Raw genomic sequence first — 24,125 nt, 5'->3', positions numbered from 1 at the left:
ATGAATCAGAAAGCCATGTCGTCTACATCAAATAAAAAAACAAAAAATGGCTGGTTATTACTTATTGGCGTGATTTTAGTCGGGTCTAATTTGAGGGTTCCTTTAACTTCAGCAGGCTCGCTCATTCCTTTTATACGTGATGATCTAGGCATCAGCAATACTCTTATAGGAACTATCACAACATTGCCGTTGCTTGCCTTTGCACTACTTTCTCCATTTGCTCCTAAAATAGCAAATCGGTTTGGTATGGAATTAACGATTACGTTCTCGCTAATCCTGCTTATTATAGGGATTGCAGTACGATCAGTTTCTGGCGTTTTTTATTTATTCGCTGGAACGATTTTAATAGGGATGGCCATTGCAATTGGTAATGTTCTGATCCCGGGGATTGTGAAAATGAATTTCCCGCAGAGAATAGGATTCATGACCGGCATATATGCTATATTCATGAATCTCTTCGGTGCACTAGGTTCAGGAGTCAGTGTACCTATCGCTTCGACGGGTAACTTAGGCTGGCAAGGAGCACTTGGTATATGGGGAGTGTTGACCATCATATCTTTGCTGCTTTGGCTTCCGCAGCTTAGTAAAAGTCAGAAGGGCGAGAAAGTAAAAGTTAATGTGAAAGCGGAGAAGAAAAGTAGTTTGTGGCGTTCGCCACTAGCATGGAAGATAACTATATTTATGGGCGGACAATCACTTATGTTTTATACATTAATTACATGGCTGCCCGATATTCTCCGTGTAATTGGTTTTAACTCAAGCACTGCTGGGTGGATCGTATTTATCATGCAGCTTTCCATTATTCCTGTAACGTTTATTGTTCCAATCATAGCGGAAAAATTGAAAAACCAAGTTGGACTGAGTATCATAACGATTACTTTGTTTATCCTTGGCTTTGCAGGACTTCTACTAGGAATTCGTGTGCTCATTCCTGTATGTGCCATCATGCTTGGCATTGCTGGGGGAAGTGCCTTCAGTCTAGCTATGATGTTCTTTACATTGCGGACAAGGAATGGGAAAGAAGCGGCGGAATTATCAGGGATGGCACAGTCCTTCGGGTATCTGTTAGCGGCTGTTGGACCAGTTCTTGTCGGTACACTTCATGACTTGACTGGTGGATGGACAATCCCACTCATCCTCCTCATCTTCATCTCATTCGTTCTACTCATAATGGGAATTGGTGCTGGAAAAGTAGGATATGTTACAAATGAAGCAGAGTAACTTTGCTAAAGACTAAATAATAAACAAAAGCCTAGAAACCCATATACTTGGGATTCTAGGCTTTTTCTATTCTTATAAAAAGTTATTCAATTGAAGCAACTTCTTCTCCTAATAGAGCAAGTAGTTCGTCCAGTGTCTGTACTTCATAGGTGCTTTCAATACCGTTATGAGGTGCTTTTGCTGGATTCATCCATACAGAATCGATGCCTGCGTTTGTGGCCCCTTTAATATCAGAAGTGAGACTGTCACCAATCATTAAGGTATTTTCCTTTGTCATAGCTGGGTACTTCTTGAAAATTGCTTCGAAAAATTGGGTATTTGGTTTTTCAAATCCCACTTCTTCTGAAATGAATAAATCATCAAAGAAGTCGATAATCTTGGCGTCAGTCAAACGTTGTCTTTGTGTGATGCCGATGCCGTTTGTCCCAGCGACAATGGTGTAGCCGTGATTTTTTAAAGCAGTTAAGAGGGCGAGAGCGCCATCAAGCATTTTGTGTCCTAGGTTTAAGAGCGAACGATATTCCTTTTCTGCCAATTGGCCATCTACTTTTTTTTCATAAAGTTCAAAGAAAGCGGCGAATCGTTGATTAAGTAGGTCAGCTTTGCTTAAACTGCCTTTTTCTATTTCAGCCCACAACTTCTTGTTCATCGCTTTATAGGCGCTAACACTTTCTTCGTTAAAAGGTACTTCATATTTTTTGAACAGCGATTCTAACGCTTTGATTTCGGTATCCTGAAAATCTAATAATGTATCATCTAAATCAAAAATTAAAAAATCATATTTTTTCATGGGAAACACCTCTTTAGTTTTTAATCGTTACACCGAGCATAGCCGCAATGGCTGGGGCTTGGTCAAAACGGATAGAGAGGCCTTTTGCTAAACTAGGGGTCAGCTTAATGTCCACGAAGTCAGAGGAGGATAGATCCACTCCCTTTAATTTGCTCTCTGAAAAATCCGCTAGCTGGAGATTGCATAACTCAAAACTGGTTTGCTGGAATTTACAATTGTGAAAGAAAGCTTCTTCTAGCTGGCTTTCTCGGAAGCAAACCTGATTCATTTTACCTTCAGAGAGGATAGCGTAATTCATCAAGCAATTCAGCCAGCTTACATCTTTACATGTGCTTCCTATAAATTGCGTTCCGAGCAGTTTGCAGGTTTGGAATTCACAGCGATAGAATATTGACTTGTTGAAATTAAAATTAGACAAATCACATTTTTGGAAGATTACATCTAGGAATTCCGTTTGTTTATATTCGGCTGTGCTGAAACGGCAATTCTCAAATTTTACTTCTTGGATTTGTTTCCTGCCAAATTGACAATCAATCTCACAATCAATCAGAAGCGTGTTGTCTTCTATTTCTTCAAATAATACATACTCACTTTGGATGGTTTGTGTGTAATGTGCAGAAGGTTTTTTCATTTTTGGTTAGCCTCCTCAATGCTTTCTCCTAATGATGTCATATATGAAAGCTAAAAGTAAATGGTTTAACTTGATATGCGAACCGTTTTTCTATAAAAATGAATTAGTTACGAACTATTATTCGAAGTATATATAAATTGTTCGTAAATTTCTATTGAAACTCTAGCTGTTGCATGCTATATTATCGAAGTAAATTAAATAAAGTCGTCGTATAATGTCGGGAATATGGCCCGAAAGTTTCTACCGAGTTACCGTAAATGACTTGACTACGCATATATATAAAAGGGGAACCTTTTATTTCATTAGTTATGGATACTAGTGAAATTTGCAGACAGTCAGCTCATCGGGAGTTGACTGTTTTTTCTTTTCTGGCGTATAAGGCGGCATATGGAGGATTAACATGAAGAAATATTTTCAATTTGAGGAGCTTGGCACTAACTATCGTCGAGAGATAATTGGCGGTATTACAACATTCTTAGCAATGGCCTATATATTAGCATTAAATCCACTCATCCTGACACTAGCAGATGTAAAAGATTTGCCAGCTGCCATGCGCATGGACTATGGTTCTGTATTTGTAGCTACAGCCTTGGCTGCAGCAGTGGGTTCGTTCATTATGGGATTTGTCGCAAGGTATCCAATCGGCTTAGCACCAGGGATGGGGCTTAATGCGTTCTTTGCATACACTGTCATCTTGACTTACCATATCCCGTGGCAAACTGGCCTGACGGGCGTATTTTTCTCAGGTGTTATCTTTATCATTCTTTCATTAACAGGCATCCGTGAAACGATTATCAATGCTATTCCTGTTCAGTTGAAATATGCCGTATCAGCAGGTATTGGTTTCTTCGTAACATTTGTAGGTTTAAAAAATGCTGGAATCGTCGTAGCGAGCAAAAGTACTTTTATTACATTAGGCGATTTTACAGACGGTAATGTACTACTAGCGATTATCGGGATTGTTATCACGGTAATCTTAGTAGCACGTAAAGCGAAAGCAGGTATATTCTATGGAATGGTCATCACCGCTATAATCGGTATGATATTTGGATTAGTGGAAGTTCCGAAAGCGATTGTTTCAGCTATTCCTAGCGTTGCACCAACATTTGGTGTTGCATTAGATCCGGTTATCCATGATCCAAGTTCTTTATTCAATGTGAAATTTCTAGTTGTTGTACTGACATTCTTATTTGTAGATTTCTTTGACACAGCAGGCACATTAATGGCCGTAGCCAATCAAGCAGGCTTAGTTAAAGATGACAAATTACCACGCGCGGGGAGAGCCCTTATGGCAGATGCCTTAGGCACGACAGTTGGTTCCATCTTTGGGACTTCTACTACAACGGCATATGTTGAATCTACTGCAGGCGTGGCAGCAGGCGCAAAATCTGGTTTCACAGCAGTAGTAGTAGGGATTATGTTCTTACTAGCTCTATTCTTCTCTCCATTATTGAGTGTTGTGACTACAGCAGTGACAACACCTGCATTGGTTATCGTCGGCGTCATGATGGCTTCCTCGCTTCGTTTAATTAAGTGGGATGAATTTGAGATCGCGGTACCAGCATTCTTGACGATGTTCATGATGCCAATGGGATATAGTATTGCTTCAGGTATTGCGGTAGGTTTCATTTTCTACCCTATAACAATGCTTTTAGCAGGAAGAAGAAAAGAAGTTCACCCATTGATGTATGTTTTATTCTTTGTCTTCTTGGCCTACTTTATTTGGGTACGTTAATAGAAGGAGCAGCTCCGATGCACTTGCATCAGGAGCTGTTTTTTATTTAATAGAAAACTGACATTTAAAAGTGAGGTAGAAATATAGAGGTTATAGAAGGAATAATCGCAACATATATACGAAATTTAAAAGATAGAAGAAAAATTTGTGTAAAACTGTTGACTTTAGTTGAATAAGGGCGTATATTAGATTTCATGTTGTTGCGACAAAGCATGACAAAATATCTCAACTAAATTATTTTTAAAAAGTTGTTGACTTTTAAATAAAGAAGTTGTAAGATAGATTAAGTCGTTAAGGCGACAACGAAATGAACCTTGAAAACTGAACAAGCAAGATGTTAATCATTTAAACTTACTAACAACTGTTAGTTTTAAAGACATCATCGTAAAGATGATGCGCTAGTGAAATTTTGAGCAATCAAACACTTTTATGGAGAGTTTGATCCTGGCTCAGGACGAACGCTGGCGGCGTGCCTAATACATGCAAGTCGAGCGAATGACGAGGAGCTTGCTCCTCTGATTTAGCGGCGGACGGGTGAGTAACACGTGGGCAACCTGCCCTGCAGACTGGGATAACTTCGGGAAACCGGAGCTAATACCGGATAATCCATTTTACTTCATGGTGAAATGTTGAAAGGCGCTTTCGCGCCACTGCAGGATGGGCCCGCGGTGCATTAGCTAGTTGGTGGGGTAACGGCCTACCAAGGCGACGATGCATAGCCGACCTGAGAGGGTGATCGGCCACATTGGGACTGAGACACGGCCCAAACTCCTACGGGAGGCAGCAGTAGGGAATCTTCCACAATGGACGAAAGTCTGATGGAGCAACGCCGCGTGAGTGATGAAGGTTTTCGGATCGTAAAACTCTGTTGTAAGGGAAGAACAAGTACGTTAGGAAATGAACGTACCTTGACGGTACCTTATTAGAAAGCCACGGCTAACTACGTGCCAGCAGCCGCGGTAATACGTAGGTGGCAAGCGTTGTCCGGATTTATTGGGCGTAAAGCGCGCGCAGGTGGTTTCTTAAGTCTGATGTGAAATCTCGCGGCTCAACCGCGAGCGGTCATTGGAAACTGGGGAACTTGAGTGCAGAAGAGGATAGTGGAATTCCAAGTGTAGCGGTGAAATGCGTAGAGATTTGGAGGAACACCAGTGGCGAAGGCGACTGTCTGGTCTGTAACTGACACTGAGGCGCGAAAGCGTGGGGAGCAAACAGGATTAGATACCCTGGTAGTCCACGCTGTAAACGATGAGTGCTAAGTGTTAGGGGGTTTCCGCCCCTTAGTGCTGCAGCTAACGCATTAAGCACTCCGCCTGGGGAGTACGACCGCAAGGTTGAAACTCAAAGGAATTGACGGGGGCCCGCACAAGCGGTGGAGCATGTGGTTTAATTCGAAGCAACGCGAAGAACCTTACCAGGTCTTGACATCCCAATGACCGCTCTAGAGATAGAGTTTTCCCTTCGGGGACATTGGTGACAGGTGGTGCATGGTTGTCGTCAGCTCGTGTCGTGAGATGTTGGGTTAAGTCCCGCAACGAGCGCAACCCTTGATCTTAGTTGCCATCATTTAGTTGGGCACTCTAAGGTGACTGCCGGTGACAAACCGGAGGAAGGTGGGGATGACGTCAAATCATCATGCCCCTTATGACCTGGGCTACACACGTGCTACAATGGACGGTACAAAGAGTCGCAAACTCGCGAGAGCAAGCTAATCTCATAAAACCGTTCTCAGTTCGGATTGTAGGCTGCAACTCGCCTACATGAAGCCGGAATCGCTAGTAATCGCGGATCAGCATGCCGCGGTGAATACGTTCCCGGGCCTTGTACACACCGCCCGTCACACCACGAGAGTTTGTAACACCCGAAGTCGGTGAGGTAACCTTTTGGGGCCAGCCGCCGAAGGTGGGATAGATGATTGGGGTGAAGTCGTAACAAGGTAGCCGTATCGGAAGGTGCGGCTGGATCACCTCCTTTCTAAGGAATTTAACGGAATACAGACTTCGTCTGTAGGATTAACATCTTGCTGTTCAGTTTTGAGGGTTCATACTCTCAAAACCTTGTTCTTTGAAAACTGGATAAAACGACATTGAAGAAATTCTTAAGTAACACATTTATTAAGTTTTAAATTTTTTAGGCTTAATAACTTAAAGGCTTTATAAGCCAACGGTTAAGTTATTAAGGGCGCATGGCGGATGCCTTGGCACTAGAAGCCGATGAAGGACGGCACTAACACCGATATGCTTCGGGGAGCTGTAAGTAAGCTTTGATCCGGAGATTTCCGAATGGGGAAACCCTCTATCCGTAATGGGGTAGAATCTTGACGTGAATTCATAGCGTCTTGATGGCAGACTCAGGGAACTGAAACATCTAAGTACCTGAAGGAAGAGAAAGAAAAATCGATTCCCTTAGTAGCGGCGAGCGAAATGGGAAGAGCCCAAACCAAGAGGCTTGCCTCTTGGGGTTGTAGGACACTCTATACGGAGTTACAAAGGAATGCGTTAGGCGAAGCGGTTTGGAAAGACCCACCATAGCAGGTAACAGTCCTGTAGTCAAAAGTGCATTCTCTCTTGAGTGGATCCTGAGTACGGCGGAACACGTGAAATTCCGTCGGAATCTGGGAGGACCATCTCCCAAGGCTAAATACTCTCTAGTGACCGATAGTGAACCAGTACCGTGAGGGAAAGGTGAAAAGCACCCCGGAAGGGGAGTGAAAGAGATCCTGAAACCATGTGCCTACAAGTAGTTAGAGCCCGTTAATGGGTGATAGCGTGCCTTTTGTAGAATGAACCGGCGAGTTACGATTACATGCAAGGTTAAGTTGAAGAGACGGAGCCGCAGCGAAAGCGAGTCTGAATAGGGCGAATAAGTATGTGGTCGTAGACCCGAAACCAGGTGATCTACCCATGTCCAGGGTGAAGGTAAGGTAACACTTACTGGAGGCCCGAACCCACGCACGTTGAAAAGTGCGGGGATGAGGTGTGGGTAGCGGAGAAATTCCAATCGAACCTGGAGATAGCTGGTTCTCTCCGAAATAGCTTTAGGGCTAGCCTCGTGATGAAGAATCCTGGAGGTAGAGCACTGTTTGGACTAGGGGTCCATCCCGGATTACCGAATTCAGACAAACTCCGAATGCCAGTGATTTATACACGGGAGTCAGACTGCGAGTGATAAGATCCGTAGTCAAAAGGGAAACAGCCCAGACCACCAGCTAAGGTCCCAAAGTAATTGTTAAGTGGAAAAGGATGTGACGTTGCTTAGACAACCAGGATGTTGGCTCAGAAGCAGCCACCATTTAAAGAGTGCGTAATAGCTCACTGGTCGAGTGACGCTGCGCCGAAAATGTATCGGGGCTAAACAATTCACCGAAGCTGTGGATAGACATCTACGATGTCTGTGGTAGGAGAGCGTTCTAAGTGCTGTGAAGTCAGACCGGAAGGACTGGTGGAGCGCTTAGAAGTGAGAATGCCGGTATGAGTAGCGAAAGATGGGTGAGAATCCCATCCACCGAATGACTAAGGTTTCCTGAGGAAGGCTCGTCCTCTCAGGGTTAGTCGGGACCTAAGCCGAGGCCGACAGGCGTAGGCGATGGATAACAGGTTGATATTCCTGTACCACCTCCCTGCCATTTGAGTAATGGGGGGACGCAGTAGGATAGGGTAAGCGCACTGTTGGTTATGTGCGTCCAAGCAGTAAGGCGTGAGAGTAGGCAAATCCGCTCTCTATAACGTTGAGCTGTGATGGCGAGCTCTTTAGAGCGAAGTTCCTGATTTCACACTGCCAAGAAAAGCCTCTAGCGAGGCAGGAGGTGCCCGTACCGCAAACCGACACAGGTAGTCGAGGAGAGAATCCTAAGGTGAGCGAGAGAACTCTCGTTAAGGAACTCGGCAAAATGACCCCGTAACTTCGGGAGAAGGGGTGCTCTAGTAGGGTGCAAGCCCGAGAGAGCCGCAGTGAATAGGCCCAGGCGACTGTTTAGCAAAAACACAGGTCTCTGCAAAACCGTAAGGTGACGTATAGGGGCTGACGCCTGCCCGGTGCTGGAAGGTTAAGGGGATTGCTTAGCGCAAGCGAAGGTGAGAACCGAAGCCCCAGTAAACGGCGGCCGTAACTATAACGGTCCTAAGGTAGCGAAATTCCTTGTCGGGTAAGTTCCGACCCGCACGAAAGGCGTAACGATCTGGGCACTGTCTCAACGAGAGACTCGGTGAAATTATAGTACCTGTGAAGATGCAGGTTACCCGCGACAGGACGGAAAGACCCCGTGGAGCTTTACTGTAGCCTGATATTGAATTTTGGTACAGCTTGTACAGGATAGGTAGGAGCCATTGAAACCGGAGCGCCAGCTTCGGTGGAGGCGTCCTTGGGATACTACCCCAGCTGTATTGAAATTCTAACCCGTACCCCTGATCGGGGTAGGAGACAGTGTCAGGCGGACAGTTTGACTGGGGCGGTCGCCTCCTAAAGAGTAACGGAGGCGCCCAAAGGTTCCCTCAGAATGGTTGGAAATCATTCGTAGAGTGTAAAGGCACAAGGGAGCTTGACTGCGAGACCTACAAGTCGAGCAGGGTCGAAAGACGGGCTTAGTGATCCGGTGGTTCCGCATGGAAGGGCCATCGCTCAACGGATAAAAGCTACCCCGGGGATAACAGGCTTATCTCCCCCAAGAGTCCACATCGACGGGGAGGTTTGGCACCTCGATGTCGGCTCATCGCATCCTGGGGCTGTAGTCGGTCCCAAGGGTTGGGCTGTTCGCCCATTAAAGCGGTACGCGAGCTGGGTTCAGAACGTCGTGAGACAGTTCGGTCCCTATCCGTCGTGGGCGTAGGAAATTTGAGAGGAGCTGTCCTTAGTACGAGAGGACCGGGATGGACACACCGCTGGTGTACCAGTTGTTCTGCCAAGAGCATCGCTGGGTAGCTATGTGTGGACGGGATAAGTGCTGAAAGCATCTAAGCATGAAGCCCCCCTCAAGATGAGATTTCCCATTACGCAAGTAAGTAAGATCCCTCAAAGACGATGAGGTAGATAGGTTCGAGGTGGAAGTGTGGCGACACATGGAGCTGACGAATACTAATCGATCGAGGACTTAACCAAATTCTTAAGAATCTTCAATTCACGTTTATCCAGTTTTGAGAGAACAAAATCTCTACATATATGTGGAGTGATGATGGCAAAGAGGTCACACCCGTTCCCATGCCGAACACGGAAGTTAAGCTCTTTTGCGCCGATGGTAGTTGGGGGCTTCCCCCTGTGAGAGTAGGACGTCGCTTTGCAATCAAGCACCGTACAATCGTACGGTGCTTTTTTATGTGGAAAAATCTTTTCTCCCGACTCTTTTAAAACATAAATTAAATTTAAATTTTCAATTGTTAAAGAAAACTTTTTAATTGCAGTGCTTCTTATTGCTTAATGCTTTAAAAAGGCAAGATCATTCACCATTCTGAATCCTGCCTCTTTCATCCTGTGCACTTTCACTTTAGAATAGAATTAATGTAACTATGAAGGGGTGAACAATCTATTGATTCTTATTATAGATAATTATGATTCGTTTACATTTAATCTCGTACAATATATTCGTAATATTGGTGAGGAAGTAATGGTTTTACGCAATGACCAAGTAACAATTGAGGAAATAACATCCATCAAACCTGATGTCATTTTAATTTCACCTGGACCTGGGAATCCATCAACGGCAGGAATTTGTCTGGAAGTGGTAAAGGAATTTTATCAAACCATCCCCATCTTAGGTGTTTGTCTAGGTCATCAAACAATTGCCCAAGCATTCGGAGGGATTATAAAAAAAGCTGTAAAACCTATGCATGGTAAAGTATCAGCTATTCAACATAATTCTCAGGGAATTTTCAGTGATTTGCCTTCGCCACTTAAAGTGGCAAGATATCATTCGTTGATTGTTGATGAAAAAACACTTCCTGATTGTTTGCAAATAAGTGCTACAAGCGAAGATGGAGAAATTATGGCTCTGCGTCATAAACAATATCCTGTGGAAGGGGTACAATTCCATCCCGAAGCCATCTTAACGGAGCACGGCCAGCAAATGATTGGTAACTTTTTTGAAAATAAACTCAAAGGGAATAGACTATGCACACAATAAAAGAACAAAAAGAACCTCTTTTATCCTTCGAATTTGCAGGTAGTGAGGGGGAGATACACCCCCTGACTTTTCGAAATCCTATGAAAATTATATGTGCCACTACAGTAGAGGATGTAATGGGTTGTCTAATGGAAGTCGAAGAAGCTGTAGAGCAGGGCTTTTATGCAGCAGGCTATTTATCGTATGAAGCTGCACGGGCATTTGATGAAGCTATGAAAGTAAACAATAAAAGTGAAATGCCATTACTGTGGTTCGGTATATATGCTGAGCCTCTTCAAGAAATAGTAGGAAGCAACGGCCGTTATACAATAAGTGAATGGGTCCCATCTGTTTCGGTCGATGAATATCATTCAGCTATTAAATCGATTAAGGAATCCATTGAAAATGGTGATACATATCAAACGAATTATACAATACGCTTGAATTCTTTGTTTAAGGGAGACGAGATTGCATTTTTCGACAAATTAAGAAGAGCACAATCATCTAATTACTCTGCCTATCTACAGACGGGTGATTATAGTATATTGTCCGCGTCGCCTGAACTATTCTTCCATCTTAAAGGAAACAAGCTGACAACCCGTCCGATGAAAGGAACCATCAAAAGAGGAAAAACTTCAGATGAAGATGAAGCAATGGCGGATGAGCTGTATCATTCAGAAAAAAACAGAGCAGAAAATGTGATGATTGTCGATTTACTGCGAAATGATCTTAGTGTTGTCGCAAAAACGGGAACTGTGAAAGTAGAAACATTGTTTGAGATAGAACGATACCCAACAGTCCATCAAATGACATCTACCATTACAGCAGAAATCAAAGAAGATATAGCTCTTACAGATATCTTTAAAGCACTTTTTCCTTGTGGTTCTATCACGGGTGCACCCAAAATTAGAACAATGGAAATTATAGAGAAACTAGAAGGTTCTCCTCGTGAGGTTTACTGTGGGACAATCGGTTATATCACCCCAGCAAAGGAAGCCATATTTAATGTGCCGATTCGAACAGTAATGATTAAGAACGAAACAGGTAAAGCCACTTATGGAGTAGGGGGAGGCATTACATGGGATTCGACTGCTGAAGATGAATATCATGAAGTAGTAGCAAAAGCTCTTTTACTTGAAGAAGAGCGCCCCCTTTTTTCATTGCTGGAGAGTCTTTTACTGTCAGATGGTGAATACCTTTTGCTAGATGAGCATTTGGAGAGACTTCAAGCTTCTGCAAAGTACTTCAACTATGAAGTAACTATAGAAAGTATTCGTAGTGATTTGTTAAGACATGCAGAATCCTTTTCTAATGGAGATTATAAAGTTCGATTATTGGTCAATCGCACTGGGGAACCAGTAATCGAAGTGCAACCAATAGCCAAACAGTCTCCTGATCTTAAATGCAGATTAGCAGATCAACCTATAGATCAGAACAATCCTTTTTTATATCATAAAACGACAAATCGTGAAGTATATTTGGAGTTTCAAAGAAAATATCCTGATTCTTATGATGTATTGTTATGGAATAATGAAGGGGAGTTGACCGAATTTACGAATGGTAATCTGATTGTTGAAATGGATGATGAGTACTATACACCACCTGTAAGCAGTGGCTTACTTGCTGGCACGTTCCGCAATTCTTTGATATTAGAGGGGAAAGTGTTAGAAAAAACGTTGACAGTTGAGGATCTAGAAAAGTGTCAGAATATCTGGTTCATCAATAGCGTAAGGAAATGGGTACCTATCACGTTAATATGAAACTCAACACTTAGTAAATAAAAATAAAAGCACAACTAGTTTTTAGTTGTGCTTTTTTAGGTACATCACCCTTGGTGGTTTTATGAAATGGATGAATATAGATGAGTAGTGTTAGTCACGCGCTTAGCCATTGCTTTAGCATAGGCACGCTTACGCTGACGTTCGAGGTTTTCTGAGACAGTTAACCGAATGCATAATAACCGTTCTTCTTTTGGGAGACGTAGCCATTCAGAGGATTGGATTAGCATAAGAAAACTCCTTTCGATTGTACATTCCAATGAAATATTAATCCTGGCCAATATTCATCTAAGATGCATTTATACGACAAGTAAGTAATCTAGCTGATGATACCGACTCTAGCTTATGAAAAAGAAGAGTGGGTTATTCGTTTTTTTAGTGTGATTATATGGTGAAAAACTATATGTTGTTTTAACTTTCCGTCTGTAAAAGTCTTTGATAGATAAATCAAACAGTAATTTGGAGCATATAAGTTACCAAATATAGGATGAATTTAACTAGTGAAGTTAATTTAGCCTGTTTGGTGAGAAGTTAAACATAAAAAAACTAGAATTTATTATTTAGAAGTTTTTTGAATGTGTTTTTAGTGAATGGAGAGTTAGGACCTGAAATCGAATTGTATTATCTTTATTAAAGTTGAAAAAGAGGTTATACCTATGATGAAAATGCACTAGCTGATAGGTTTAAAGAGATGATAAGCTTCTGTTTGTTAGCGTAAAGGGATGATAGATGTTTGCAGGACAGTAGAGGTAAAAAAATAAGTAAATTAGTTATTGACTTATATTTAAAAATATAATATTATATTTAAGTCGCAACAAACGACGAATCATTATCAATCTAATAGTTAATAATTTATTTGAATAAAAACGTTGACTTACTCGTTTAGTTCTGGTAATATTATTGAGTCGCTGTTAAAACAATATATTGAAATAAAAAAGTTGTTGACAAAGACATTGAAGATATGATAAGATATAAAAGTTCGCTAAAGAACTTAAACATGAACCTTGAAAACTGAACAAGCAAGATGTTAATCATTTAAACTTACTAACAACTGTTAGTTTTAAAGTCATCATCGTAAAGATGATGCGCTAGTGAAATTTTGAGCAATCAAACACTTTTATGGAGAGTTTGATCCTGGCTCAGGACGAACGCTGGCGGCGTGCCTAATACATGCAAGTCGAGCGAATGACGAGGAGCTTGCTCCTTTGATTTAGCGGCGGACGGGTGAGTAACACGTGGGCAACCTGCCCTGCAGACTGGGATAACTTCGGGAAACCGGAGCTAATACCGGATAATCCATTTTACTTCATGGTGAAATGTTGAAAGGCGCTTTCGCGCCACTGCAGGATGGGCCCGCGGTGCATTAGCTAGTTGGTGGGGTAACGGCCTACCAAGGCGACGATGCATAGCCGACCTGAGAGGGTGATCGGCCACATTGGGACTGAGACACGGCCCAAACTCCTACGGGAGGCAGCAGTAGGGAATCTTCCACAATGGACGAAAGTCTGATGGAGCAACGCCGCGTGAGTGATGAAGGTTTTCGGATCGTAAAACTCTGTTGTAAGGGAAGAACAAGTACGTTAGGAAATGAACGTACCTTGACGGTACCTTATTAGAAAGCCACGGCTAACTACGTGCCAGCAGCCGCGGTAATACGTAGGTGGCAAGCGTTGTCCGGATTTATTGGGCGTAAAGCGCGCGCAGGTGGTTTCTTAAGTCTGATGTGAAATCTCGCGGCTCAACCGCGAGCGGTCATTGGAAACTGGGGAACTTGAGTGCAGAAGAGGATAGTGGAATTCCAAGTGTAGCGGTGAAATGCGTAGAGATTTGGAGGAACACCAGTGGCGAAGGCGACTGTCTGGTCTGTAACTGACACTGAGGCGCGAAAGCGTGGGGAGCAAACAGGATTAGATACCCTGGTAGTCCACGCCGTAAACGATGAGTGCTAAGTGTTAGGGGGTTTCCGCCCCTTAGTGCTGCAGCTAACGCATTAAGCACTCCGCCTGGGGAGTACGACCGCAAGGTTGAAACTCAAAGGAATTGACGGGGGCCCGCACAAGCGGTGGAGCATGTGGTTTAATTCGAAGCAACGCGAAGAACCTTACCAGGTCTTGACATCCCAGTGACCGCTCTAGAGATAGAGTTTTCCCTTCGGGGACATTGGTGACAGGTGGTGCATGGTTGTCGTCAGCTCGTGTCGTGAGATGTTGGGTTAAGTCCCGCAACGAGCGCAACCCTTGATCTTAGTTGCCATCATTTAGTTGGGCACTCTAAGGTGACTGCCGGTGACAAACCGGAGGAAGGTGGGGATGACGTCAAATCATCATGCCCCTTATGACCTGGGCTACACACGTGCTACAATGGACGGTACAAAGAGTCGCAAACTCGCGAGAGCAAGCTAATCTCATAAAACCGTTCTCAGTTCGGATTGTAGGCTGCAACTCGCCTACATGAAGCCGGAATCGCTAGTAATCGCGGATCAGCATGCCGCGGTGAATACGTTCCCGGGCCTTGTACACACCGCCCGTCACACCACGAGAGTTTGTAACACCCGAAGTCGGTGAGGTAACCTTTTGGGGCCAGCCGCCGAAGGTGGGATAGATGATTGGGGTGAAGTCGTAACAAGGTAGCCGTATCGGAAGGTGCGGCTGGATCACCTCCTTTCTAAGGAATTTAACGGAATACAGACTTCGTCTGTACGATTAACATCTTGCTGTTCAGTTTTGAGGGTTCATACTCTCAAAACCTTGTTCTTTGAAAACTGGATAAAACGACATTGAAGAAATTCTTAAGTAACACATTTATTAAGTTTTAAATTTTTTAGGCTTAATAACTTAAAGGCTTTATAAGCCAACGGTTAAGTTATTAAGGGCGCATGGCGGATGCCTTGGCACTAGAAGCCGATGAAGGACGGCACTAACACCGATATGCTTCGGGGAGCTGTAAGTAAGCTTTGATCCGGAGATTTCCGAATGGGGAAACCCTCTATCCGTAATGGGGTAGAATCTTGACGTGAATTCATAGCGTCTTGATGGCAGACTCAGGGAACTGAAACATCTAAGTACCTGAAGGAAGAGAAAGAAAAATCGATTCCCTTAGTAGCGGCGAGCGAAATGGGAAGAGCCCAAACCAAGAGGCTTGCCTCTTGGGGTTGTAGGACACTCTATACGGAGTTACAAAGGAATGCGTTAGGCGAAGCGGTTTGGAAAGACCCACCATAGCAGGTAACAGTCCTGTAGTCAAAAGTGCATTCTCTCTTGAGTGGATCCTGAGTACGGCGGAACACGTGAAATTCCGTCGGAATCTGGGAGGACCATCTCCCAAGGCTAAATACTCTCTAGTGACCGATAGTGAACCAGTACCGTGAGGGAAAGGTGAAAAGCACCCCGGAAGGGGAGTGAAAGAGATCCTGAAACCATGTGCCTACAAGTAGTTAGAGCCCGTTAATGGGTGATAGCGTGCCTTTTGTAGAATGAACCGGCGAGTTACGATTACATGCAAGGTTAAGTTGAAGAGACGGAGCCGCAGCGAAAGCGAGTCTGAATAGGGCGAATAAGTATGTGGTCGTAGACCCGAAACCAGGTGATCTACCCATGTCCAGGGTGAAGGTAAGGTAACACTTACTGGAGGCCCGAACCCACGCACGTTGAAAAGTGCGGGGATGAGGTGTGGGTAGCGGAGAAATTCCAATCGAACCTGGAGATAGCTGGTTCTCTCCGAAATAGCTTTAGGGCTAGCCTCGTGATGAAGAATCCTGGAGGTAGAGCACTGTTTGGACTAGGGGTCCATCCCGGATTACCGAATTCAGACAAACTCCGAATGCCAGTGATTTATACACGGGAGTCAGACTGCGAGTGATAAGATCCGTAGTCAAAAGGGAAACAGCCCAGACCACCAGCTAAGGTCCCAAAGTAATTGTTAAGTGGAAAAGGATGTGACGTTGCTTAGACAACCAGGATGTTGGCTCAGAAGCAGCCACCATTTAAAGAGTGCGTAATAGCTCACTGGTCGAGTGACGCTGCGCCGAAAATGTATCGGGGCTAAACAATTCACCGAAGCTGTGGATAGACATCTACGATGTCTGTGGTAGGAGAGCGTTCTAAGTGCTGTGAAGTCAGACCGGAAGGACTGGTGGAGCGCTTAGAAGTGAGAATGCCGGTATGAGTAGCGAAAGATGGGTGAGAATCCCATCCACCGAATGACTAAGGTTTCCTGAGGAAGGCTCGTCCTCTCAGGGTTAGTCGGGACCTAAGCCGAGGCCGACAGGCGTAGGCGATGGATAACAGGTTGATATTCCTGTACCACCTCCCTGCCATTTGAGTAATGGGGGGACGCAGTAGGATAGGGTAAGCGCACTGTTGGTTATGTGCGTCCAAGCAGTAAGGCGTGAGAGTAGGCAAATCCGCTCTCTATAACGTTGAGCTGTGATGGCGAGCTCTTTAGAGCGAAGTTCCTGATTTCACACTGCCAAGAAAAGCCTCTAGCGAGGCAGGAGGTGCCCGTACCGCAAACCGACACAGGTAGTCGAGGAGAGAATCCTAAGGTGAGCGAGAGAACTCTCGTTAAGGAACTCGGCAAAATGACCCCGTAACTTCGGGAGAAGGGGTGCTCTAGTAGGGTGCAAGCCCGAGAGAGCCGCAGTGAATAGGCCCAGGCGACTGTTTAGCAAAAACACAGGTCTCTGCAAAACCGTAAGGTGACGTATAGGGGCTGACGCCTGCCCGGTGCTGGAAGGTTAAGGGGATTGCTTAGCGCAAGCGAAGGTGAGAACCGAAGCCCCAGTAAACGGCGGCCGTAACTATAACGGTCCTAAGGTAGCGAAATTCCTTGTCGGGTAAGTTCCGACCCGCACGAAAGGCGTAACGATCTGGGCACTGTCTCAACGAGAGACTCGGTGAAATTATAGTACCTGTGAAGATGCAGGTTACCCGCGACAGGACGGAAAGACCCCGTGGAGCTTTACTGTAGCCTGATATTGAATTTTGGTACAGCTTGTACAGGATAGGTAGGAGCCATTGAAACCGGAGCGCCAGCTTCGGTGGAGGCGTCCTTGGGATACTACCCCAGCTGTATTGAAATTCTAACCCGTACCCCTGATCGGGGTAGGAGACAGTGTCAGGCGGACAGTTTGACTGGGGCGGTCGCCTCCTAAAGAGTAACGGAGGCGCCCAAAGGTTCCCTCAGAATGGTTGGAAATCATTCGTAGAGTGTAAAGGCACAAGGGAGCTTGACTGCGAGACCTACAAGTCGAGCAGGGTCGAAAGACGGGCTTAGTGATCCGGTGGTTCCGCATGGAAGGGCCATCGCTCAACGGATAAAAGCTACCCCGGGGATAACAGGCTTATCTCCCCCAAGAGTCCACATCGACGGGGAGGTTTGGCACCTCGATGTCGGCTCATCGCATCCTGGGGCTGTAGTCGGTCCCAAGGGTTGGGCTGTTCGCCCATTAAAGCGGTACGCGAGCTGGGTTCAGAACGTCGTGAGACAGTTCGGTCCCTATCCGTCGTGGGCGTAGGAAATTTGAGAGGAGCTGTCCTTAGTACGAGAGGACCGGGATGGACACACCGCTGGTGTACCAGTTGTTCTGCCAAGAGCATCGCTGGGTAGCTATGTGTGGACGGGATAAGTGCTGAAAGCATCTAAGCATGAAGCCCCCCTCAAGATGAGATTTCCCATTACGCAAGTAAGTAAGATCCCTCAAAGACGATGAGGTAGATAGGTTCGAGGTGGAAGTGTGGCGACACATGGAGCTGACGAATACTAATCGATCGAGGACTTAACCAAATTCTTAAGAACCTTCAATTCACGTTTATCCAGTTTTGAAAGAACAATTGTCTTTCAAATAGTCTAGTAATGATGGCAAAGAGGTCACACCCGTTCCCATGCCGAACACGGAAGTTAAGCTCTTTAGCGCCGATGGTAGTTGGGGGCTTCCCCCTGTGAGAGTAGGACGTTGCTAGGCATATTAAGACACTGCTGATTCAATCAGTAGTGTCTTTTTTTTGTTTCTCGGAAGTCTATTGTTTCTAGCAACGGACGTCAAACTTAGGTAAACTATAAAAGAGAGCAAATGGCCTTTTACAAAAAAACAAAATGCATAGGCGGCGTATAAAGCGTTGCGAATCTTATAAGGAAGTGGCAATGTGGCAAAAAAACAAATTTGGTATGAAGTCGAAGAATCGGAAACAATAGAAGAGTGCTTGGAGAGAATGAAAAAGGATGGCTATATGCCGGTCGGCAGAAAAGAGGAGCCTCTTTTTCAAATTATCAATGGAGAACCTGTACCGATACGCCAAATCATAAAATTTAAAGGTATACCCTTTGAACAAGAATAGACTGACTGTTCAAAATCGAACTTTATTTTATTTTAGTTGAAGTAACGTTCGGATATTGCGTTGACTTACTACTTTTGCATTGATAAAATGAAATTGAAAAAGTCTTCGTTAGGAAAGTAAAAATTGCGTCGGTTACAGCGTAAAAATCAATGATAATGAGGAGGGAACCGTAGAGTCAAATATGTGACATCTAAAAAGCCTAGAGTGAATAAGCTGTGGCTTTTACGGATTTTGACAGCGGGAAAACGATGATCGAACGTTATACTCGTCCGGAAATGGGCGCCATTTGGACAGATGAAAATAAGTACAATAATTGGTTGGAAGTTGAGATATTAGCTGCAGAAGCATGGGCAGAGCTTGGTGATATTCCAAAGGAAGATGTAGCAAAGATTCGCGAGCATGCTTCATTTGATATCAATCGAATTTTAGAAATTGAAAAAGAAACTCGTCATGATGTTGTGGCTTTTACTCGAGCTGTATCTGAAACACTTGGCGATGAACGCAAATGGGTGCATTATGGCCTTACTTCAACAGACGTCGTAGATACTGCATTGTCTTACCAATTAAAACAGGCAAATGCGATATTACGTGAAGATATTAAACGTTTCATCGATATTTTGGCAGTAAAAGCAAAAGAACATAAATATACGGTCATGATGGGACGTACACATGGCGTACATGCAGAACCCACGACATTTGGTCTAAAGCTTGCTTTGTGGTATGAAGAGATGAAACGTAATATGGAACGCTTTGAAGCAGCCGCTAAAACGATTGAAACAGGGAAAATTTCTGGAGCAGTAGGAACTTACGCAAATATCGATCCGTTCGTGGAAGAGTATGTTTGCAGCAAATTAGGTCTTCAAGCAGCACCTATTTCCACTCAAACATTACAACGAGATCGCCATGCTGAATATATTGCAGCATTGGCATTGATTGCTACTTCTATTGATAAATTTGCTACAGAGATTCGTGGGTTGCAAAAATCTGAAATACGAGAAGTAGAAGAATTCTTTGCGAAGGGACAAAAAGGTTCTTCTGCTATGCCACATAAGAGAAATCCAATTGGATCAGAAAATATGGTCGGCCTAGCGAGAGTAATTCGTGGCCATATGGTGACTGCTTATGAAAATGTATCACTTTGGCATGAACGTGATATTTCTCATTCGTCTGCTGAACGCATCATTTTGCCTGATACAACTATTGGTTTAAATTATATGTTGAACCGCTTCGGCAACATCGTGAAAAACTTAACGGTTTTAGAAGACAATATGAAACGCAATATGGATAGCACATTTGGACTAATCTACTCACAGCGTGTGCTTCTTGCATTGATTGACAAAGGACTATCTCGTGAAGAGGCATATGATACTGTACAACCTTTAACAGCTCAAGCATGGGACGAACAAATTCAGTTCCGCGAGCTTGTGGAAGGGAATTCAGTCATTAGCTCACATCTTTCTGAAGAAGAGATTGCTGATTGCTTCGATTACCATTATCACTTAAAAAATGTAGATTTGATTTTTGATCGTCTTGGCTTAAACTAAAAAAACTGCCCAGCTTTGGGCAGTTTTTTTGCATCATACTGTTTCTGTCTTACTGTTTTTGTGAAGATTGATTTGAATTAGAGGACTGGTTATTTTTATTTTGTTGGTTTTTTGATGATTGATTCGATGAGTTCGATGACTGGCTCATGTTTGATTGTTGAGAATTGTTCGATTGCTGGCTATTATTCGATTGCTGGTTATTACTTGATTGCCCACTATTATTCGACTGTTGGCCGTTTGCTTGCTTGCCTGTACCGGATAATGAAGAGAAATCTTGCATTAATTGCTCAATATCAGGAATGACGGAAGAGTTGGATGAAGCATTGGCATTTGAGCTAGAACCGCTTGATCCACCTGAACCTCCGTTATTGCTGTTTGACTTGGATTTGCCACCTAGGCCCATAGCAGCTGAAGCTATGCTGGCAAGAGATGATCCTGATCCAGAATTGCTTGAGCCTCCTGAATTACCTGAGTATCCAGAGTTACTTGAGCTTCCTGTTGTGCCGAAGCCTCCAGAGTTTCCTGAGCTTCCGGAATTGCCTGATTGCAATTCACTAACCATGGTGGACAGATAGTTGCTTAAGAAGGATTTAGTTGGACAGAATTTCGCGACCCCTTCACCCATCTTCATCGCACCAATCATAATCATAGCCTTCGCGCGCATACAATCAGGTTTATGGGCTAGTCTACCGACACCTAATGCAGTCATAGTAGCACCGCATGCAAAACGCATATAAGCACTTTTTACACTGATATTTCCACCTGTTGTCGTCATCAATTTAACCTCCAGTTATCATTCAAATTTTATTTCTTTGCTTTCCAGAAGCGCTATGATACGATTATTTTACCATCCAAAATATTCAAATTACTTTTGGGCGTATCCCAACCATAACATAAGCACAAACTTAGAAAGGAGATGGATGTAATGCTTGAGCCGAATTGGAAAATTACTGAACTTAGAAAGCAAGTGGCAGTAATTGATGGTAAAACAGCACCCACGATTGTTATTACAAATGCACGTTATCTACATAGCATGTACAAAAAATGGGTGGAGGGGAATATATGGATTTTAGGCGACCGAATTGTATATGCCGGCCCTAAAATGCCTGTAAATATAGAAGGAACAGAAATTGTAGATGCAAGTGGCAAGACGATTGTACCCGGCTATATTGAACCGCATGTACATCCATTTCAACTTTATAATCCCCAAACTTTAGCGGATTATGCGGCACAATTAGGGACAACTACGTTAATTTCGGACAACTTAACATTCTTTTTGCATACCGCAAATGAGAAAGCGTTTTCAATGTTAGACCAATTAAAAAAATTGCCATTTTCATTTTATTGGTGGGCTCGCTTTGATTCGCAAACCGAGTTACAAGATGAACACAAGTTCTTTACGCCAACAGCTATCCATGATTGGTTAGAAAGAAGCGATGTTCTTATGGGCGGCGAGCTAACTGGATGGCCCAAGCTAGTAGCAGGCGATGACCAAATGCTGTATTCATTGCAAGAAGCTCATATGTACGGCAAAAAAATAGAGGCACATTTACCAGGATCCTCTTCTCGGACCCTTGCAAGATTAAAATTATTTGGCGCGGACGGCGATCATGAGGCCATGACAGTAGAAGAAGTGGAAAACAGGATTCTTCACGGCTATGGTGTCACTTTACGCCATTCATCTATACGCCCGGATTTACCCGACTTATTGAAAGGTATTTTAGAAAAGGATTTGAACCTCTTTGATCATTTGATGATGACAACTGATGGAGCGACACCATCATTCTATGAAAAGGGCATCATGGATCAATGCATTCAAGTAGCGCTCGATGCAGGAGTAGATCCAATTGATGCGTATCAAATGGCCTCTTATAACATTGCTAGATATTATAATATGTCTGATGTGCATGGATTCATTGCAACGGGCCGTTTCGCTACACTTAATATATTAGAGGATGAATACCATCCTGTTCCAGAAAGCGTGTTATCAAAAGGCGTATGGTTAAAACGCGATGGGCAAAAAGTAAGAACATTAGAAGGTGTCGTCTTTTCAGCATTGCCGCCATTAAATCTGTCATTTGATTTAACAGAGGAAGATTGCCAGTTCTCCATGCCGTTTGGGATTGAGATGCTGAATGATGTAATTACCAAACCATATAAAGTATCTGTTCACCCAAATCATGGACATTTAAGCGAAGAACATGATGAATGTTTCTTAATGCTCGTAGACCGAAAAGGGCAGTGGCGCGTGAATACACTCATCAAAGGGTTTGCGAATAAGCTCCAAGGCTTCGCATCTTCTTATTCTTCTACTGGTGACATTATTTTAATTGGGAAAGATATAAAAGAAATGCTGCATGCGTTTAATGTAATGAAAGAAATGAACGGCGGCATCGTCCTAGTAGAAAATGGCGAGGTTATTGAAAGCATCCCATTGCCGCTTTGCGGTGGATTATCTGTAGAACCGGTTGAGCATTTAATCCAGCAGCAAAACGCTTTGGCTAATGCATTGGCTGAACGAGGCTATGCGCATGGCGATGCGATTTATACTCTATTATTCTTGCAATCTACACACTTGCCATATGTTCGAATTACACAGCAGGGAATTTATGAAGTCATGAAGAAAAAGGTTCTATTCCCATCCCTTATGAGGTAGTAGTGCACTAAAGCGTGAAATTGATATATATCCTATAATGGTGGTAAAATAGAGTAGAAGAAAGTTGTCTTCTTGCTGTACTTTGCCCTTTAGGGTGTATGCCTTCTAAAGCCTAGTCACAAAGGCTAGTACACAAGCAAGGGAGGGGGAAAACGGTTATGCAAATTGATAAAATTAAAGGCCATCAAACAGAACAATTATTTAAAGCCGTTTTATCATTGAAAAATATAGAAGAATGCTATGAGTTTTTCGATGATTTATGTACAATCAGCGAGATTCAATCATTGGCACAGCGTTTTGAGGTCGCTCACCTTTTACGGTTGAAAAAGACATACGAAACAATCAAAAAAGAAACAGGCGCCTCTACTGCTACCATTTCAAGAGTACGCCGCTGCTTCGATTACGGCAATGACACGTACGATGAAATGCTAGGGCGTCTTTACCCAGACGAATCGCCTTATCAAGCGCCTAAATAGGGACCACAAAGAAAAGACTGGACCAAGTGTTCAGTTTTTTCTTTTTATAAAGATGTTGATCAACAAAAGAATGCATTTGTAGATTTAGCATGTGAAATAGTTTGTGTATACTAGGTATGATAGAAAGTGAATAGGGGGCTTTTGAAAAAATGATGGATTGGCGGCATGTATTTAAGCTGGACCCAGCAAAGGAGATTTCAGATGACGCATTAGAAGCAATTTGCGAATCTGGTACCGATGCGATTATAGTAGGAGGTTCAGACGATGTAACGATAGATGGAGTGCTCGACCTGCTAGCGAGAATTCGGCGCTTTACTGTGCCTGTAGCATTAGAGATTTCAAATATAGATAGTATTTCGCCGGGATATGATTATTACTTCATTCCAACGGTGTTAAATAGCAGTGATACATTATGGGTGAAGGATCTTCATCATGAAGCGATTAAGGCATTTGGCGATGTGATGATGTGGGAGGAGCTTGTAGCAGAAGGCTATTGTATCTTAAACGCTGATTGCAAAGCTGCAAAATTATCCAAAGCTAAAACGGACTGTGAGCCAGATGATGTCATGGCTTATGCAAGAATGGCAGAGAACTTTTTCCGTTTGCCGGTCTTTTATATGGAATACAGCGGCACATACGGTGACCCTGAACTTGTAAAATCCATTGGAGAAGAACTTTCAACAACTAAGCTTTTTTATGGAGGCGGTATTGCTTCAGAGGAACAAGCGGCAGAAATGGCTTCTTACGCGGATACAGTTGTCGTAGGCAATGTAGTGTATGATAATTTGAAAACAGCACTGAAGACAGTAAAGGCTGTTAAAGAGACAGTGAAAAATGTATAATAAGAACAAATGTTTGTAAAGGAGAG

The 24,125-nt window shown here is 43.5% G+C and carries 13 protein-coding genes, 6 rRNA genes and 1 riboswitch; of the genes, 15 read left to right on the top strand and 4 right to left on the bottom strand.

Translation table 11 applies throughout. The features are described from left to right. Nucleotides 1-1,221 (top strand): CynX/NimT family MFS transporter, encoded by a 1,221-nt coding sequence (locus tag M2M59_RS13880; RefSeq protein ID WP_249774895.1) that lies wholly within the window; start codon nucleotides 1-3, stop codon nucleotides 1,219-1,221. 82 nt (nucleotides 1,222-1,303) lie between these two features. Here M2M59_RS13880 and M2M59_RS13875 read toward each other — a convergent pair whose 3' ends face one another. Together M2M59_RS13875 and M2M59_RS13870 are read right to left on the bottom strand one after the other, a co-directional pair. After that, a complete protein-coding gene (locus tag M2M59_RS13875; protein WP_249774894.1) occupies nucleotides 1,304-2,011 on the bottom strand; it encodes a YjjG family noncanonical pyrimidine nucleotidase in 708 nt (235 codons plus the stop codon). A gap of 13 nt (nucleotides 2,012-2,024) precedes the next feature. After that, a complete protein-coding gene (locus M2M59_RS13870) occupies nucleotides 2,025-2,642 on the bottom strand; it encodes a pentapeptide repeat-containing protein (protein ID WP_066790092.1) in 618 nt (205 codons plus the stop codon). Nucleotides 2,643-2,829: 187 nt separating this feature from the next. Further along, nucleotides 2,830-2,931: riboswitch (purine riboswitch) on the top strand. Nucleotides 2,932-3,042: 111 nt separating this feature from the next. Between M2M59_RS13870 and M2M59_RS13865 the strand changes: the two genes are divergently transcribed. The 6 genes from M2M59_RS13865 to pabB all read left to right on the top strand — a co-directional run bounded on the left by M2M59_RS13865 (nucleotide 3,043) and on the right by pabB (nucleotide 12,228). Then, complete coding sequence (locus M2M59_RS13865; RefSeq protein ID WP_249774893.1) at nucleotides 3,043-4,377, top strand: NCS2 family permease; 1,335 nt, start codon at nucleotides 3,043-3,045, stop codon at nucleotides 4,375-4,377. A gap of 426 nt (nucleotides 4,378-4,803) precedes the next feature. Next, nucleotides 4,804-6,351 (top strand): 16S ribosomal RNA (locus M2M59_RS13860). Nucleotides 6,352-6,542: 191 nt separating this feature from the next. Continuing rightward, nucleotides 6,543-9,471 (top strand): 23S ribosomal RNA (locus M2M59_RS13855). A gap of 63 nt (nucleotides 9,472-9,534) precedes the next feature. Next, nucleotides 9,535-9,650: ribosomal RNA gene (rrf, locus tag M2M59_RS13850) — 5S ribosomal RNA — on the top strand. The 16S, 23S and 5S rRNA genes sit together here, the layout of an rRNA operon. Nucleotides 9,651-9,895: 245 nt before the next feature. Then, nucleotides 9,896-10,489, top strand: a complete 594-nt coding sequence (locus tag M2M59_RS13845; protein WP_249774892.1) for an anthranilate synthase component II — start codon at nucleotides 9,896-9,898, stop codon at nucleotides 10,487-10,489. A gap of 128 nt (nucleotides 10,490-10,617) precedes the next feature. Continuing rightward, nucleotides 10,618-12,228, top strand: a complete 1,611-nt coding sequence (pabB, locus tag M2M59_RS13840; protein WP_371923789.1) for an aminodeoxychorismate synthase component I — start codon at nucleotides 10,618-10,620, stop codon at nucleotides 12,226-12,228. Between the two features lie 80 nt (nucleotides 12,229-12,308). Here the strand turns inward: pabB and M2M59_RS13835 are convergent, their stop codons facing one another. Continuing rightward, the gene (locus tag M2M59_RS13835; protein ID WP_158512602.1) at nucleotides 12,309-12,476 is read right to left on the bottom strand and encodes a hypothetical protein; all 168 of its coding nucleotides are present in this window, start codon (nucleotides 12,474-12,476) and stop codon (nucleotides 12,309-12,311) included. A gap of 886 nt (nucleotides 12,477-13,362) precedes the next feature. Here M2M59_RS13835 and M2M59_RS13830 point away from each other — a divergent pair. The 5 genes from M2M59_RS13830 to purB all read left to right on the top strand — a co-directional run bounded on the left by M2M59_RS13830 (nucleotide 13,363) and on the right by purB (nucleotide 20,125). Then, a 16S ribosomal RNA gene (locus M2M59_RS13830) occupies nucleotides 13,363-14,910 on the top strand. 191 nt (nucleotides 14,911-15,101) lie between these two features. After that, a 23S ribosomal RNA gene (locus M2M59_RS13825) occupies nucleotides 15,102-18,030 on the top strand. A gap of 62 nt (nucleotides 18,031-18,092) precedes the next feature. Continuing rightward, a 5S ribosomal RNA gene (gene rrf / locus M2M59_RS13820) occupies nucleotides 18,093-18,208 on the top strand. Nucleotides 18,209-18,389: 181 nt separating this feature from the next. Further along, nucleotides 18,390-18,581, top strand: a complete 192-nt coding sequence (locus tag M2M59_RS13815; protein WP_249774890.1) for an NETI motif-containing protein — start codon at nucleotides 18,390-18,392, stop codon at nucleotides 18,579-18,581. A gap of 248 nt (nucleotides 18,582-18,829) precedes the next feature. After that, complete coding sequence (purB, locus tag M2M59_RS13810) at nucleotides 18,830-20,125, top strand: adenylosuccinate lyase (protein WP_147197648.1); 1,296 nt, start codon at nucleotides 18,830-18,832, stop codon at nucleotides 20,123-20,125. A 49-nt stretch (nucleotides 20,126-20,174) separates the two neighbouring features. Here the strand turns inward: purB and M2M59_RS13805 are convergent, their stop codons facing one another. Further along, nucleotides 20,175-20,900 (bottom strand): hypothetical protein, encoded by a 726-nt coding sequence (locus tag M2M59_RS13805; protein WP_249774889.1) that lies wholly within the window; start codon nucleotides 20,898-20,900, stop codon nucleotides 20,175-20,177. 150 nt (nucleotides 20,901-21,050) lie between these two features. On the opposite strand from M2M59_RS13805, the gene M2M59_RS13800 reads away from it, so the two are divergent. The 3 genes from M2M59_RS13800 to M2M59_RS13790 all read left to right on the top strand — a co-directional run bounded on the left by M2M59_RS13800 (nucleotide 21,051) and on the right by M2M59_RS13790 (nucleotide 24,099). Next, on the top strand, nucleotides 21,051-22,781 hold the full coding sequence (locus M2M59_RS13800) for an adenine deaminase C-terminal domain-containing protein (protein WP_249774888.1): 1,731 nt from the start codon (nucleotides 21,051-21,053) through the stop codon (nucleotides 22,779-22,781). 158 nt (nucleotides 22,782-22,939) lie between these two features. Then, nucleotides 22,940-23,257 (top strand): YerC/YecD family TrpR-related protein, encoded by a 318-nt coding sequence (locus M2M59_RS13795; RefSeq protein WP_147197654.1) that lies wholly within the window; start codon nucleotides 22,940-22,942, stop codon nucleotides 23,255-23,257. Nucleotides 23,258-23,406: 149 nt separating this feature from the next. Next, entirely contained in the window at nucleotides 23,407-24,099 is a 693-nt protein-coding gene (locus M2M59_RS13790) for a heptaprenylglyceryl phosphate synthase (protein WP_147197655.1), read from the top strand. Nucleotides 24,100-24,125: the final 26 nt, after the last annotated feature.

This window comes from Rummeliibacillus sp. G93, assembly GCF_023515935.1.
In the GTDB taxonomy this organism is placed as follows: Bacteria; Bacillota; Bacilli; order Bacillales_A; family Planococcaceae; genus Rummeliibacillus; species Rummeliibacillus stabekisii.
This window is presented reverse-complemented; position numbering and strand designations above follow the sequence as displayed.

Bases quoted from the DNA above. Each gene is read 5' to 3' on its own strand.
- M2M59_RS13880 (WP_249774895.1), top strand. From the start codon at position 1: ATGAATCAGAAAGCCATGTCGTCTACATCAAATAAAAAAACAAAAAAT.
- M2M59_RS13875 (WP_249774894.1), bottom strand. From the start codon at position 2,011: ATGAAAAAATATGATTTTTTAATTTTTGATTTAGATGATACATTATTA.
- M2M59_RS13870 (WP_066790092.1), bottom strand. From the start codon at position 2,642: ATGAAAAAACCTTCTGCACATTACACACAAACCATCCAAAGTGAGTAT.
- M2M59_RS13865 (WP_249774893.1), top strand. From the start codon at position 3,043: ATGAAGAAATATTTTCAATTTGAGGAGCTTGGCACTAACTATCGTCGA.
- pabB (WP_371923789.1), top strand. From the start codon at position 10,618: ATGGAAGTCGAAGAAGCTGTAGAGCAGGGCTTTTATGCAGCAGGCTAT.
- M2M59_RS13835 (WP_158512602.1), bottom strand. From the start codon at position 12,476: ATGCTAATCCAATCCTCTGAATGGCTACGTCTCCCAAAAGAAGAACGG.
- purB (WP_147197648.1), top strand. From the start codon at position 18,830: ATGATCGAACGTTATACTCGTCCGGAAATGGGCGCCATTTGGACAGAT.
- M2M59_RS13805 (WP_249774889.1), bottom strand. From the start codon at position 20,900: ATGACGACAACAGGTGGAAATATCAGTGTAAAAAGTGCTTATATGCGT.
- M2M59_RS13800 (WP_249774888.1), top strand. From the start codon at position 21,051: ATGCTTGAGCCGAATTGGAAAATTACTGAACTTAGAAAGCAAGTGGCA.
- M2M59_RS13795 (WP_147197654.1), top strand. From the start codon at position 22,940: ATGCAAATTGATAAAATTAAAGGCCATCAAACAGAACAATTATTTAAA.
- M2M59_RS13790 (WP_147197655.1), top strand. From the start codon at position 23,407: ATGATGGATTGGCGGCATGTATTTAAGCTGGACCCAGCAAAGGAGATT.